At 43.1% G+C, this 15,487-nt stretch carries 11 protein-coding genes; all 11 read right to left on the bottom strand.

Translation table 11 applies throughout. The annotated features are described in order from the left end of the window. Window positions 1-193: 193 nt before the first annotated feature. Entirely contained in the window at window positions 194-3,586 is a 3,393-nt protein-coding gene (locus HMPREF1115_RS03335) for an SIALI-17 repeat-containing surface protein (protein ID WP_002881886.1), read from the bottom strand. Window positions 3,587-3,922: 336 nt separating this feature from the next. Beyond that, window positions 3,923-4,903, bottom strand: coding sequence for an acetylxylan esterase (locus tag HMPREF1115_RS03330; protein WP_000795103.1), 981 nt, complete (start codon window positions 4,901-4,903; stop codon window positions 3,923-3,925). Between the two features lie 317 nt (window positions 4,904-5,220). Then, entirely contained in the window at window positions 5,221-7,236 is a 2,016-nt protein-coding gene (gene recG, locus HMPREF1115_RS03325) for an ATP-dependent DNA helicase RecG (RefSeq protein ID WP_001048723.1), read from the bottom strand. 18 nt (window positions 7,237-7,254) lie between these two features. Continuing rightward, on the bottom strand, window positions 7,255-8,358 hold the full coding sequence (gene alr / locus HMPREF1115_RS03320) for an alanine racemase (protein WP_000648095.1): 1,104 nt from the start codon (window positions 8,356-8,358) through the stop codon (window positions 7,255-7,257). Next, entirely contained in the window at window positions 8,348-8,710 is a 363-nt protein-coding gene (gene acpS, locus HMPREF1115_RS03315; RefSeq protein ID WP_000634994.1) for a holo-ACP synthase, read from the bottom strand. Before acpS ends, alr begins: the two co-directional genes overlap by 11 nt. Window positions 8,711-8,754: 44 nt before the next feature. Continuing rightward, window positions 8,755-9,786: a 3-deoxy-7-phosphoheptulonate synthase gene (locus HMPREF1115_RS03310; RefSeq protein WP_000864028.1), complete on the bottom strand. Its 1,032-nt coding sequence runs from the start codon at window positions 9,784-9,786 to the stop codon at window positions 8,755-8,757. 1 nt (window position 9,787) lies between these two features. Continuing rightward, entirely contained in the window at window positions 9,788-10,819 is a 1,032-nt protein-coding gene (locus HMPREF1115_RS03305; protein ID WP_000231308.1) for a 3-deoxy-7-phosphoheptulonate synthase, read from the bottom strand. A 79-nt stretch (window positions 10,820-10,898) separates the two neighbouring features. Then, window positions 10,899-13,412, bottom strand: a complete 2,514-nt coding sequence (gene secA / locus HMPREF1115_RS03300; protein ID WP_001284119.1) for a preprotein translocase subunit SecA — start codon at window positions 13,410-13,412, stop codon at window positions 10,899-10,901. Window positions 13,413-13,527: 115 nt separating this feature from the next. Continuing rightward, the gene (locus HMPREF1115_RS03295; RefSeq protein ID WP_001085881.1) at window positions 13,528-14,298 is read right to left on the bottom strand and encodes a DNA alkylation repair protein; all 771 of its coding nucleotides are present in this window, start codon (window positions 14,296-14,298) and stop codon (window positions 13,528-13,530) included. A gap of 144 nt (window positions 14,299-14,442) precedes the next feature. After that, window positions 14,443-14,733: a hypothetical protein gene (locus tag HMPREF1115_RS12230; RefSeq protein WP_000415959.1), complete on the bottom strand. Its 291-nt coding sequence runs from the start codon at window positions 14,731-14,733 to the stop codon at window positions 14,443-14,445. A 132-nt stretch (window positions 14,734-14,865) separates the two neighbouring features. Then, window positions 14,866-15,462, bottom strand: a complete 597-nt coding sequence (locus HMPREF1115_RS03285; RefSeq protein ID WP_000812473.1) for a LemA family protein — start codon at window positions 15,460-15,462, stop codon at window positions 14,866-14,868. Window positions 15,463-15,487: the final 25 nt, after the last annotated feature.

Raw genomic sequence — 15,487 nt, 5'->3', positions numbered from 1 at the left:
ATCATTTGTTAAGCGCTTTCAATAGCTTATAGTAGAATAGATTTCAGTTTCAAAACTATTTTATAGAACAGACTATCCTGAAAGTAGTTTCAGACTTCTTATGATTTCGAATCAAGCTGAATTTAATAAAGAAAGATAGCAGGCTTGAGAACCTGCTACCTCTTCCGAGACCTACTCAAATAGCTTTTACTTATTATTCTTTTCTCTTCTTGCCAAATGCAAACAAGGATAAAAGAACACCTGCAAGACCAAGGGAAAGCAGTGAGCTTGTTTCCTTGCTTCCCGTATTCGGAAGTTCATCTTGTTTAGCTGCTGGCGCTTGATAGGTCACATCTTGTCCTAGAGATAGTTTGTCATTTGCAGCCGTTAAGACTGGTTTGATCTCTCCCTTATACTCTGGAAGTTCATGAACTGCCGCCTCAGCACCATTGACGCCACCCTTATACTCTGGCAGGTCATTTGAAGCTGCCAAGACAAAGTTAGCACCTCCTCTATATTCAGGAAGCTCGTTTGAGGCTGCTAGAACCGCGTTAACGCCACCTTTAAACTCTGGAAGTTCATGGACTGCTGCCTCAACAGCGTTGATCCCACCTGTAAATTCAGGCTTTTCAACCGTTGGCGCTGGTTCTTCTCCTACTGTTGATAATGGACCGGTGTACTCTGGCATCTCTGCCACTGGGGCTTCCTCAGCATTGACTCCACCAGTGAATTCGTTTTTTTCTACTGTTGGAGCTGGTTCTTCTCCTACTGTTGCCAATGGTCCAGTGTACTCTGGTATCTCTGCCACTGGGGCTTCCTCAGCATTAACACCACCTGTGAACTCCGGCACCTCATGGATAGCAGCTTCACTGCCATTAATACCATCGCTTAGTTTAGAGCCAGCTAAAGAAACTGGTAAATTGTGCATGCTTTCAATTGCACCCTCAGCTAGACCTGTAATTCTTTGACCCATATCCTCTGGATCTATTGTGAATAGGAGAGTTTTTGTATCGTACTGGGTCATAAAGGTTGCTGTCTTGCCATTTGCCAATTGAAGGGTCGGAGCCTTGTTGACCAATACTTCCGAATCGAACTCCATGGCAATAATACCTGGCCATTTTTGGATAGCATATTTTACTTTTGCTTCTTTAGGAGAAATTCTGTCTTTGCTTAAGAAATCCCAGTTGAATTTCTTATAGGATAAAGTATAATCGTTTTGATTGCCATCCGCATGCTCATAAAGCAAACCATATTCGCCATTTCCGAGTTCTTGGAGTGAGTTGTACGCAAACTTACCACTTTGTATAGGATTGTGTTTTAGCCACGTCAACTCACCATTCGCCTCAACACGAGCCAGGTGAACTAAACCATTGTTTCGTCCAGGGCCACCAGCATTGCTGAGTAGAATGTATTCCTTTCCTTCATGCATGGTGTGAATAGCGGACATTTGAACATAAACGTCTTTTACTTGATGATATCGTTTGATTTCCTTATCCCACGTTGCTCCCCCATCATGACTGGTCGCAACCTGAAGATCACCAGTCAACCCACGCATAAAGAGCTTGAGATCCCCATTATTCAACTGAACAACAGTCGACTCCGTATTTTGGGCACCTGGATTATTCATAGTTGAAGAATGAATGGTTTGGTTGCCTACTGGGCGGTTATCATTAACTGCTTCCCCTGCTTGCCATGTTTCACCATGATCATCTGAATAAATTACACGAGATGATTGTGAACCATTTAGGTAGGAAACGTTGTTTGTTGTATAAACTGGAATCACCAGTCTTCCCTTATGAGGTCCTGTACGTAAGGCAATCCCAGTACCAGGTCCAGTTCCTAGGAAGTGCATCCAATCTTTCCGAATCCCATGAGTAATATCTTTTGGTGCAGACCAAGTCTTCCCATCGTCATCACTGTAGGACATCCATAGGTAGTTGGTATTGGAAACTCTAAAAATATTCTTCTCACTATACTCAAAATAAATATTCCCGATTAGTTCGTTCCCTTTATACAAATCTCCCTTATCGCTATAGGCTGGTTTTTTAGGGTCAACGACAACACGATAATCTGTCTTTCTATTTTGAGGATCGAAAACCTCTCCGTTTTCTCGAATCGTATAGCGACCTGATTCTCCTTGCTTATATAAAACTTGATAAACTTTATCTCCCACTTGTTCATAAGCTTTCGGAGCTTGCCCCGGCAATGAAAATACTGCCTTACTCTCAAGGAACATGTCATAAATTGCAAAAATTCTCTTTGTTTCAGGGTCTTGTACCAAGGCCATATCAATATTGACTGGAGATGGCCAATCTGCATGTTTAGCGTGCTCATTGTCACGAGGATTTGAGATTACAATTCTATCTCCCCATGTTTTTCCATTATCTGAGCTGCGACGAACAACCATCCCAATATCTCCCCAGTCAGAATGGTGCAAACGTCTTTCATCCGTTCCAGCAATCAGCGTTCCTTTATCTGTCTTGAGAAGAGCTGGGATACGATAACTCTTGATACCATCTTTATTTGGTTGATTGTTCCTACCACCTTCAAAGACATTTTCTTTCTCAGTGACTTTTGCACCCTCAGGAAGTTTCTGTTCCAATTCACCTCTTTCAAATAGTTGACTCCGTGTTTGAACTTCATCTGGGCTTAAAGCACGATCATAAACGGTTAGGTTTCGAACTTGTAGATTTGATCCCCAAACTGTTTTATTGCCCCGTTTGGTTGCTCCAAGTTGAGCTTGATTAACATCTGGCATATCTTTGATGAAGTTACCAGATTTGAGACTTGTTCGAGATAAGACACCGTTCACATAGAGACGAACTCGACCATGAGGTAACTCCGCTGTCGGTTGTTCGACAGTAAAGGTCACGGAATTCCATTGTCCAGGGCGAACTTTCAGAGGAGCATCTGTATACTTATCATAGAACTGCTCTCCGTTAGCGCCACGCCCTTCAATAAGAGCTGTATTATCAAGGACCGACATAGTAAAGTACTCATTTTCCTTGGTGTCACTGGATACAGAGAAGAGATTGTAAAAGCGTGGAGCTGATGCATCTGGTTTGAACTCCATGTGAACTGTAGCATTTTTTAGTTGCTTTAGTTTATTTAGTTCACTTGATAAATCAACTCTCTGACCATTTGTTGCATTGGTTTCAACATCTTCTTTTTCAAGGACAGGATTAGCATTTTTTAAATCTCTTGAGTAATAGTCACGAGGAATAGCCCCCTGATCCTCTGATTCCTCTTCCTTATTTGTTTCTTCTGCAGGGGTTCCCGTAGAGGATGGAGTTTCTGATTCTGCACTCTCATTTTTTTTCAAATGATCTTGGTCCACCACAACGCCGTTGTCTTGAGCTGCTGCCAATTTGCCAGCCAAATCTTTATCCAAATGAGCAAGATCTCCCGAGGACGCTTCTTTTGGCAATTCTGATAAACCTTGACCAGGTTCGACAGTTTCTGTATTGGCTCCTGCTGCATTGGCTTGCTCTTGAGCTAAGACTGGATTTGCTCCAAATACCACTGTACCAATCACTACCGATGCTGCACCGACTGCAAATTTTCGAATTCCGTATCGCTGTTTCCGATTTAAAGATTTGTAATTCATGTTTGTCCTTTCATTTTTCATAAAATAAAGCGCTTTCTTTTTCTTTAAAAATTTTTATTGTCTCTCAAGAGACAAGTTTTACAAGAAAGTATCCAACTTAATGAGAGCTCCCAATCCTCTCCCATTTTCTGCTGAGCCCGAGTTTTTAACCACCCGGCAGCCTTTTTCCTCCTTTCACAAGTGACTTTTCCTTTATTATACAATAAAGTCTTATATTTATATCTGTGTTCCCACAGAATAGATTTTACTTTTAAGAATATTTTAATATTTTAAATTTTCTAAAAGTACTTTCAGGTTTTGGACATAAAAAAGAGAGCTTCTGGGCTCTCTCATTCATTATCTTACGTACTTAAAAGGAATTTCACTACCACAGAGCCAGTTATAAACCTGATCATTGACAAAAACATTCATGGCTTCGTGAGCATACTCAGGCATGATGCGATAGGCCTTTTCGCAGGTCAGACGGTTATAAATTGCAAACTGGGTAATAGGATAGCAAACATCGTCGTCCAAGCCCGTAATCATCTTGACCTCACCTTGAATGCGATGGGCAAGATTTTTCACATCGATATAGGCAAGGGTTGCCATGATTTCCTCCTCTGTTTCATGGAAGGGATCGTGAAACTTGAAATAACGGAAGAGTTCATCATAGGCTTCACTGGTATTGCCAATCTCAAGCACTCGTCTAAAGTCTGACAAGAAAGGATAGATGGCAACTGTTTTCTGAATCCGAGGATTGAGCGCTGCTGCAACCAGAGCTAAAGCACCGCCTTGTGAGGCACCATAGCTAGAAAGTCTTTTCTCATCCACCTGAGATAGACTAGCAACAATTTCAACCAACTGGTAAATATCCAGATAAACATCCTTATAAAAGAGATGTTCACGACCCTCAACAGCACCACGGATGATATGCCCTTTCACCGTATTTCCTAGTGAAGAGCGCGAGCCGTCTTGCGAATAGCCCGACTGGCCTCGGACATCCATGGAAACAACACCGTAACCAGCCACAGTGAAGGCCAGCATGTCGGCCCAGTCCCAGCCACGTCCCATATAACCATGGAAATGGAAAATTAACGGAACTTTACCCTCAGTCTTTGGAAGAACGACACGTGCATAAACCTTGCCTTCATTGGTTCCTTCAAAAGTGAGCTCATAGCACTTGACTTGGGGAATATGGAAATCTCTTTCCTCCAACTGGTAGGTTGGAAGAGATGAAACCTTTTTGACTTCTTCATCCCAGAAAGCATCAAAGTCTTCTGGAACCTCATCCCGTCCTAGATAGGTCTTGATTTCTTCTAACAAAGCTGGATTTTTCATAGCATGCTCCTTTTATTTTGTAATCGCTATCACAACTCTAGCATATCTAGGAAAGCAATGCAAGAAAGAATGCTAAATAGAAAGTGATTTTAGATTCTCTAACTTCAAACAGAGCATCTGAAAGTAGTTTTAAAAATAAAAAGAGCGTTTCCGCTCTCTATTTATCAATAGGTGCTAGCTCCTTTCTCTAGTTTGACGGTTTGGAATTTCTTTTGGTAGGTTACTTTAATAGTCATGTGAGAGTCCTCGTTTCTTTTTGATGACTCTAGTATAAGATCCAAACCTAAAAGCTAGCTTATAGATTTCTTAGAAAAGGCTTAATCCAGATGTTCTCTCTTTTCTAGGTGGAGAGCAATCATCCGCCACTCCGGATCATCTCGCCATCCTTCTATTGAACTAATGTAGCTGGCAACCTTCCTGGCTTCTTCTAAAATTGGAAAATCTTCGATAATATCAGCCACTTGAAACTCTGGCAGACCTGACTGTCTGGTTCCAAAAATCTCACCAGATCCGCGCATTTTCAAATCCTCCTCCGCAAGGACAAATCCGTTGGTGGTTTCTGTCATGATGCGCATGCGGTCCTTCCCTGACTCGGTCTTGGGATTGGCAACGAGAACCGCATAGGACTGCTTGTCTCCCCGACCCACACGACCTCTGAGCTGATGGAGTTGACTGAGACCGAACCGATCGGCATCCATGATAATCATGACGGTCGCATTGGGGACATTGACTCCAACCTCGATAACCGTCGTAGAAACCAGAATATCCGTTTTTCTCTCTTTGAACTCCTGCATAATCTGGTCTTTTTCATCACTCTTCATTTTACCATGTAGAAGAGCAACCTCTGCCTTTCCTGCAAAATGAGCTGTCAACTCCTCAGATAAGGCAATGGCATTTTTCAGATCCAGAGCTTCAGATTCTTCAATCAAGGGAGAGATGACGTAGGCTTGAGAACCTTTTTGGATCTCCCCCTCTAACCAAGTCAAGACCTGAGGCAGCTGCTCATGCTTAATCCAACGCGTCACAATAGGTTTCCGTCCTGCTGGCATCTGGTCGATAATGGAAACATCCATATCGCCAAATGCTGTGATAGCAAGCGTCCGTGGAATGGGAGTCGCCGTCATCATGAGGACATCTGGATTGTCTCCTTTTTCCCGTAAAATCCGCCTTTGCCCCACGCCAAAACGGTGCTGCTCATCGATGATAATCAAACCAAGACGAGCATAATCCACCCCATCTTGTATCAAAGCATGGGTTCCGATAATCAAATCGGCCTCACCCTTGGCAATTGTTTCTAAGACTTCTCTTTTTTCTGCAACTTTTAAGGAACCTGTCAAGAGGGCGAGTTTCAAGTCTGGAAAAAGGTTCTGCAAACTCTCAAAGTGTTGCTCTGCTAGGATTTCTGTCGGTACCATGAGAGCAGCCTGGTAGCCAGCCGTCACCGCCGCAAACATGGCCAAGCCAGCAACCACCGTCTTTCCGCTCCCTACATCTCCTTGCAGGAGACGATTCATGTGGTGGTCCGACTTCATGTCGGTCAAAATTTCCTGCAAACTCTTTTCCTGAGCTTGGGTCAGGGCGAAAGGCAGATTTTCTTTAACGGCTGTCACTTTTTCCTGGGACCAATTCAGAACCAGACCGCTTCCCTGAACTCTATTTTCAGACTTGAGCGTCTGCAACTGCATTTGGAAATAAAAGAGTTCCTCAAACTTGATACGGCGAAGGGCCTGCTTGTATTCTGCTAAATCCTTAGGAAAATGCATAGCGCGAACAGCCTGGCAACGGGACATGAGTTTGTATTTATCCAGCAAAGACTGGGGAAGATTTTCCTCTATCAAGAGGTCCAACCCCTGATCAAAGGCTGTCTTAATGACCTTGACCAGACTGGCCTGACTGATTCCCTGAGCCAGACGATAAACAGGTTGGAGGTCATCTTCCACCTGAGCCAGAACCTTCATCCCAGTCAGACTGGCCTTGGCACGGTCCCATTTCCCAAAGACAGCCAGGGTTGCACCCAGCTCTATCTTATCAGCCAGATAGGGTTGGTTAAAAAAATTCACCGCAAAAACGACTTCTCCCTGCTTGAGGCTAAAGCGCAGACGATTGCGCTTAAAACCATAATACTGGACACTGGCAGGAGTCACTACCTGACCAGACAGAACCGCCTTTTCCCCATCTTCCAGATCTAGCACCTGCTTGGTCTTAAAGTCTTCATAACGGAAAGGAAAGTAGAGCAAGAGGTCTTGCAAGTTTTCAATTCCTAGTTTGGCATATTTCTCTGCTGACTTTGGCCCCACGCCAGGTAAGACATGCAAGGGTTGATGTAGATTCATGCTCCACTCCTTTCTTTTTTAATAATATTCTCTCGGAATACGGTCACTGAGGAGACAAACCACCTCATAGTTAATAGTTCCACGATAGGTCGCTACCTGAGTGGCTGTGATTTCCTTGCCACCGTTTGTGCCGATCAGGGTTACTTTTGTTCCTAGCGGGTAAACCTTAGGCAGACGAATGGTAATTTGGTCCATAGATACTCGTCCGACGATTGGGCAAGCTTGACCATCTACCAAGACAGAGAAATTCTGCATGTCTCGTGTCCAACCATCCGCATAACCGATTGGCACCGTCGCAATGACTTGCTCACTATCCGCCTGATAGGTTGCTCCATAGCCCATGTAAGCTCCAGCTGAAACTGTCTTGACATGAACCAAGGCAGACTCCAAACTCAAGGCTGGAGTCAAATCATAGGGTAAGTCCAAGACCTCTCCACTTGGATTGAGACCATACATGGCATCTCCCATACGGACTGCATTGAAAATAGTCTCTGCATGCCAGAGGGTCGTTGCCGAGTTACTGGCATGAACCAGTTCTGGAACTTCCTTCATACTTGCCAAAATAGCTTTAAAGCATTCTAACTGGGCATTAAAATAGGCATCTGATTCTTCATCTGCAGTAGCAAAGTGGGTAAAAATCCCCTCAACGCGAGCACCGTGTTGTTGGAGCAAGGCTTGAGCCTGATCAGCCTCACTGGAATCTCGGAAACCAATCCGTCCCATCCCTGAGTCAATCTTGAGGTGAACCGTTAGGCCAGATAAATCTGTCTCCCTAGCTAAGAGTGCTTGAATCCACTCCAATCCTGCCACTGTCAAAGTGATGTCATATTCTTTAGCTAGGGAAACAGCTTCTATCTCAGAAACTCCTAAGATGAGGATTTTCTTGCTGAGTCCAGCCTGACGAAGTTCGATGGCTTCATCAATATTGGAAACACAAAATCCATCAACATCATCCTGAATCGCCATCGCAACGGCAACAGCCCCATGACCATAGGCATTGGCCTTGACCACTGCCCATTTGAGCGTTCCTTCAGGGATATGAGCTCCCATTCGCTGAATATTTTGTCGAATAGCTCCCAGATGAATCAGAGCCTTGGTTGGTCTATGTGGACTAGCTTTCATGATTTTCCTCCAAAATAACACTGGCTGTCACAAACTGATCTGTATGGCTGATAGATAGCCAAATTTTCCCTAAAAATGGTGCCTGACTAAAATAGGGAGCCCCGCGTTCATTGTTCAAAACTTCCAAATCCTGAAAGGTCAGTTTGCCAATTCCTGTTCCCATAGCCTTGGAAAAGGCCTCCTTAGCCGACCAGCGGCCTGCCAAGTATTCAATCTGTCTGCGCCCTTTGAGACTGGCAAAACGCTCCATTTCTTTAGGGGTCAGCACGCGCTTGGCAAAGCCCTCACGTCGTGTAACTGCGTTTTCTATCGAAGCCAATTCTTCGATGTCAATTCCGTGTCCAACTATCATACTCATAAAAGGAGCTGAGATTCCCCCAACTCCATCCTTTTCACTTATTTTGTTAAGGTAGTATAAATTTCTTCTACCAAGGCTACTGTATTTTCCCAACCTAGACAAGGGTCAGTTATGGAGCAACCAAAGACCTCTGGTTGGTTTTGACGACCATCTGCTAGGTAAGATTCGATCATAAAGCCTCGAACCGTCTTTTTGATTTTCTCATTCCAGTCACGATTCAGCAAGGCTTGACGAACAATGCGAATTTGTTCCATATACTGCTTGCCAGAATTGTCATGATTGGTATCGATGATAATGAAGGGATTTTCAAGTCCCATAGTCTCATAGCGATTGATGGCATTTAAGAGTGTTTCATAGTAGAAATTGGGTTCATTTTTACCATATTCGTTCATGGCACCACGAAGGATAACGTGGGCCAAAGGATTTCCTGAAGTTTCCACTTCTTGGCCATGGTAAAGGAAGGTTTGCTTGTTTTGAGCCGCATAGATGGCATTAAACATGACCCCAAGGTTCCCAGATGTTGGATTTTTCATCCCAACCGGAGCATCAATCCCAGAGGCTACAAAGCGGTGTTCTTGGTCCTCCACTGAACGAGCCCCTACAGCATGGTAGCTGACCAGATCATCAACCAAAACGAGATTTGACGGATAAAGCATCTCATCAGCTGTCGTCAATCCAGTTTCGGTAATCACTCGGTAGTGCAGCTGACGAACAGCCTGCAAACCATTGATGAGACTAGGCGCTTCGCTGGTATTTGGTTGATGAATCATGCCTTTATAGCCATCTCCATTAGTACGAGGTTTAGCCGTATAGACACGCATCACGATAAAGATTTTATCCGCAACTTTTTTCTGCAAGTCGGCTAAGCGACGAGCATATTCGAGTACTGCTTCTTCATTGTCTGAAGAGCACGGCCCCATCACCAAAAGGATTCGGTCGTCCTCACCCGAGATGATGGCTGCTAACTCTCTATCGCGGGCTTCTTTTTTTCGCAAGGCTTCAGGTGACAACTGGGTCGCAGCCTTGATTGCTTCAATATCAATTTCTTGACCTTTTTCGATAAATGCCATCTTACTCTCCTAGCGTTTGGTAAATTTCACGAACAAGTGCTTCTGTGTTGTCCCATCCGAGACACGGATCTGTAATGGACTTACCAAAAACTTCTGGCTCATTTTGACGTCCATCTTCTAGATAGGACTCAATCATAAAACCACGAACATATTTTTTGATTTTCTCATTCCAGTCACGGTTAATCAAGGTCTGACGAACGATACGGATTTGATCCATGTATTGCTTGCCTGAATTGTCATGATTGGTATCGATGATGATAAAGGGATTTTCCAAGCCCCTCTTTTCATACTGATCAATGGTATCCATCAAATTGTCATAGTAGTAGTTAGGAATATTTTTCCCGTATTCATTCAAGGCACCGCGAAGAATGGCGTGGGACAATGGATTCCCTGTTGTTTCCACCTCTTTACCGAGGAAAAGGAAACTCTGTTTATTTTGCGCTGCGTAAATCCCGTTAAACATAACATTGAGATTTCCAGATGTTGGATTTTTAAATCCTGTTGAAAAATCTGCCCCACTCGCTACAAAACGGTGCTGTTGATCCTCTACAGAACGAGCTCCAACAGCCATATAAGAAATCAAATCATCCACCAGCGGAAGATTTTCAGGATAAAGCATCTCATCAGCTGTTGTCATTCCCGTCTCGGTAATCACACGGTAGTGCAGCTGGCGAACAGCCTTGATCCCATTGATCAAGCTAGGAGCTTCTGTCGCATTTGGTTGATGAATCAAGCCCTTATAGCCATCTCCATTGGTACGAGGTTTAGCTGTATAGACACGCATGACCATAAAAATACGGTCTTTGACCTCTTCTTGCAAAGCAGATAGACGCTTGGCATACTCGAGAACCGCCTCTTCGTTATCAGATGAACATGGTCCAATCACCAAGAGAATACGCTGGTCTTCCCCACGGATGATGGCTTCCAATTCCTGATCACGTTGATTTTTTCTCGCAAGAGCCGCTCCCTCCAATTTAGATAAGGCGCGAACTTCTTCAATGTTAATTTTAGGACTTTTAGCTTTAAATACCATGATTCATCTCCTTATAAAGCAAACGGACACCAAGCAAAAAATGATTTTTACCAGGTATCCGCCTGTATCTTATCTCATATTATTGTCTCTTACCATGACAGTTCTTGAATTTCTTACCTGATCCACATGGGCATTGGTCGTTTCGTCCGATTTGGCTCAAGTCCAAATCTTCAGGAAGGCTTGCCTGCTGCGCTGCGATATTACGAGTCGCAGTTGTACTGATATTGTGTTCAGTTTGCGGACGTTCTTGTTCATGGATTTGTGCTTTCATCATCAAGCGGGTCACATCGAATTCAATCGATCCAATCATGTCGTTAAACATGCGGAAACCTTCTGCTTGATATTCTACAACAGGGTTGTTTTGGGCATATCCACGAAGACCAACAGCATTTCGCAACTGATCAAGAGCATCGATATGGTCTGTCCACTTGTTGTCTACAACACGTAGAATCAAGACTTTTTGGAATTCTTTCACTGCATCTTCGTCACGAAGCTTAGCAACTTGGCTGTCATAGACTTTCAAGGCACGTTGGAATAGTTCATCTTTGATAGCTTGGTCTGACAAACCTGCAAGGTCTGAACGGCTAATTGAATCTTCTGGAAGCAAGTTATACTTAGCAAAGTTCAAGATTGCTTCCAATTTTTCATCTTCTTTCGAACGAGCATGTGCATCCACGATACGTCCAATGGTACGACGGATCATAGCATGGATCTCTGGTGCCAAGTCACGGTCTGCTGTAATGACATCATAACGTTGCGCATAGATGATCTCACGTTGTTCACGCATAACGTCATCGTATTGAAGGACTTGTTTACGAGTGTCGTAGTTGTTTCCTTCGACACGTTTTTGAGCTGCTTCAACTTGACGCGTCAACATGCGAGATTCGATGGCTTCGTCTGACATGTTGAGTCGTTCAAAGACACCTTTCAAACGTTCAGAACCGAAACGTTTCATCAAATCATCTTCAAGAGACAAGTAGAATTGTGACTCACCTGGGTCTCCTTGACGTCCTGAACGTCCACGAAGCTGATTATCAATACGGCGACTTTCGTGACGTTCTGTACCAATGACGCAAAGTCCACCAAGTTCACGAACCCCTTCACCAAGCTTAATGTCGGTACCACGACCGGCCATGTTGGTTGCAATAGTAACCGCACCACGTTGACCAGCGTTCATGATAATTTGAGCTTCTCTATAGTGGTTCTTCGCATTCAAGACTTCGTGAGGAACGCCTGCAGCTACCAATTTCTTAGAAAGGAAATCACTTGTTTCAACGGCAACTGTACCTACCAAGACAGGTTGACCTTTTTGGTAACGCGCCTTCACATCCTCAATAACAGCCTTAAATTTCGCATCAAGACTTGCATAGAGAAGGTCTGAGTGGTCGATACGTTGAATTGGACGGTTGGTTGGGATTGGGATAACACGAATGTTGTAGATTTCGCGGAATTCTTCTTCTTCTGTTTTACCAGTACCTGTCATACCTGCCAATTTCTTATACATACGGAAAAGGTTTTGGTAGGTAATAGAAGCTGAAGTCTTGGTCTCGTCTTGGATTGGCACACCTTCTTTTGCTTCAATCGCTTGGTGCAAACCATCAGAGTAACGACGACCTTCCATGGTACGACCTGTAAATTGGTCGACAATCAAGATTTCCTGCTCTTCACTAACCACATAGTCGATATCAAGAATCATGATATAGTTGGCACGGAGGGCATTGTCGATAAAGTGAGTAAGAGCTACATTTTCAATGTCGTAGAGATTTTCTAGTTTGAAGTAGCTTTCAGCCTTGTCAATACCAGAATCTGATAAACCGATTGTCTTAGACTGCACGTCAATGATATAGTCGTCCTTGTCCAAAGACTTCACAAAGTGGTCTGCCATATGGTAGAGTTGGCTTGTTTCAACTGCGTTGGCACCTGAAACGATCAAAGGAGTACGGGCTTCGTCGATCAAAATTGAGTCAACCTCATCGACCAAGGCATAGTTGAGTGGACGTTGCACCATGTTTTCTGCACGAACGACCATGTTGTCACGAAGGTAGTCGAAACCAATCTCTGAGTTTGTTGAGTAGGTAATATCGCAAAGGTAAGCCTCTTTTTTCTCCATTGGAGATTTAGCTGCCAAGTTGATCCCTACTGACAGACCGAGCCATGAGTAGAGCTCACCCATCTCAGTCGCGTCACGTTCTGTTAGGTATTCGTTGACTGTAACTACGTGGACACCCTGACCAGCCAAAGCATTCAAATAAACTGGCATGGTCGCTGTCAAGGTCTTCCCTTCACCAGTACGCATCTCTGGAACGTCACCATGGTGAAGAACAATCCCACCCATGACCTGAACCTTATAAGGGAAAAGTCCAAGGACACGTTTTGCAGCTTCACGAACTACCGCAAAAGCCTCATATAGCAATGAATCAAGTGATTCACCCTTGTTGTATCGTTCTTTAAATTCGTCAGTTTTCGCTTTTAGTTCTTCGTCTGACATTGCAGCCATTTGGCTCTCATAGTTAAGAACCTTATCAGCCATCTTCTCTAGACGACGAAGTTCTCCTTTATCATTTTCAATAATCGTTTTTAAAATATTAGCCATGATTTTCCTTACTTTTTATTCTGAATATTTTAGAATGTTCTTTTAATTTTAGCATATTTACCATTATTTTTCAAGAAAGAATCCTTAATTTACAACGGAAAAGCCCAGTCAAAATTCAGCTTTTTTTGCATAAATCTTCTGTGGCTCTTTTTTTGTTTTTTGTTCGAGATGCATGCTTGATGATCCAAGCACAACTTGGACTCAGCTCCTCCTTTTGCCAAGTTTGAAGAATCCTTTCAAACTTATCAGGGTCTTCCTTGTACAAATCATTTAGATTATTGGCTACGCTTTTTTGAATGGACTTGTCTCTATCATCCTTTAGATTGGTCAAAATAGTGGTGAAATCCTCAAAATAATCCAATACCACGGTTTGTCTCTTAGCCCAAGGCAGACGGATACGCATACATTCGCTGGCAAGTCTGCGAACACGCAAATTTTCATCCCGACTCCATTCTAACAGCAAAGCCATTGTATCTTTAGGATAACGAGCCAGCAAGGGTCTCATGGAAAATTCTCCAGTAAATCGCTTGGTGAGTTCCTTACTAAAGGCCGCGCTCAATTCAAATTCCTTGTCCCCATATAGCTCTACATATTTTCCGATTGGCCAAAGCCAATATCCTTCTGAGAACATACCTAAACCACCCTCTAACTCAGGACCCAAAATTTTCTCAAAAACCTTGAGAGAGTCCTCATAAGATAGGGGAAGACAATCTTTGATACTTTTAGCCAAGAGTTCTTGACGCTGGCTAAACTCCAACTCTTCCAAGTCTTTTTCTACCAACAACCTAAACTTTCGCTCATCAAATGCAGGGGACGCTTCTTTCAACCGTCGACTCAAATCACTAGCATAAGCCAAGTCATAATAATCTTTTACTTTTTTCGCCATATTTCAAATCCCTTAATCTTCTTTTTACGGGACTTATTATATCATACAGACAGCCCGTCAACAAAATTATTTTCATATCTCCAACTATTTTAACAAGAAAGAAAAAAGGACTAGAAGCTAGTCTAGTCCTTCATTTTTTAATGTTTAATTTCCCAAGAATACAGGCAATATCCCAAAATACCAAAAGAGATTGATCCAGAAGGCCAAGCAAAAGATGATGCCAAAGATAAGAAGACTGAATTTTTTAATCAGCACGGAGTATAGGATAGATAAAACACCAAAAACCACAAAGAGTTTTCTCATAACGAAATAATATACTGAAACTCCTCCTATTTGCCAATCCCAAGGAAGAAAAAACATGAGGAACCAGAGAAGGCAAATCGTAAGGATATATCTCTTGTAGTGCGCTTCAAGAAAGGCTTTTGTTTTCTCCATAGCAAACCTCCATTTGAGTCACTGTCTCTTCCCTTTTATTATACCAAAAAAACCTGGAAAAAGCTTTCCAGGTTTGAGTTTGAAATCACTAGTCATACTAGAGAAATTCCTTTATTCATAGGCTGATTCACTTTATTGACTGGATGAAGATGTTCCAAAATCGACCTTAGGAACTGTCTTGGCTTCTTCTGTTTCTTTAAAGGTTTCAGCTTCTTTAAAGTTCATCATATTCGCAAAAAGCACGGTTGGAAAACTTCTCAACTTTTGATTGTACTCAGCTGCGACTTTATTATAGTCCTTGCGTGCTACAAAGATACGATTTTCACTGCCTGAAAGTTCGACCATTAGTTGCTCAACATTTTGATTACTCTTGAGTTCTGGATAATTCTCCGTCAAGGAAATCAAGCGGGAAAGAGCTGAGCTCAATTCTCCCTGAGCCTTTTGGTTTTCTTCCGATGTCACAGAGCTACTACCGATTTTAGCTCTAGCATCAGCAATCTTGGTAAAGACTTCGGTTTCATGATTCATTTGTCCTTTAACGGACTCCACCAAGTTACCAATCAAGTCCGAACGACGTTGGAGGGCTGTCGAGACATCGGCCTGAGCCTGCTCCACCTTAGTCTGTTCACCAACCAGACCATTATAGGTCGTCACTGCGGAACAACTTCCCAGAACTAGTAGTCCAAAGAAAATAGCCACTATTGAGAGAATTACTTTATTTTGTTTCATATCAAAACCTTAACACTTTCTTTTA

Source organism: Streptococcus oralis SK610, from assembly GCF_000257455.1.
Classification (GTDB): domain Bacteria; phylum Bacillota; class Bacilli; order Lactobacillales; family Streptococcaceae; genus Streptococcus; species Streptococcus oralis_CB.
Note: the sequence above shows the minus strand (reverse complement) of the source record. Positions and strands in the feature narration are given on the sequence as shown.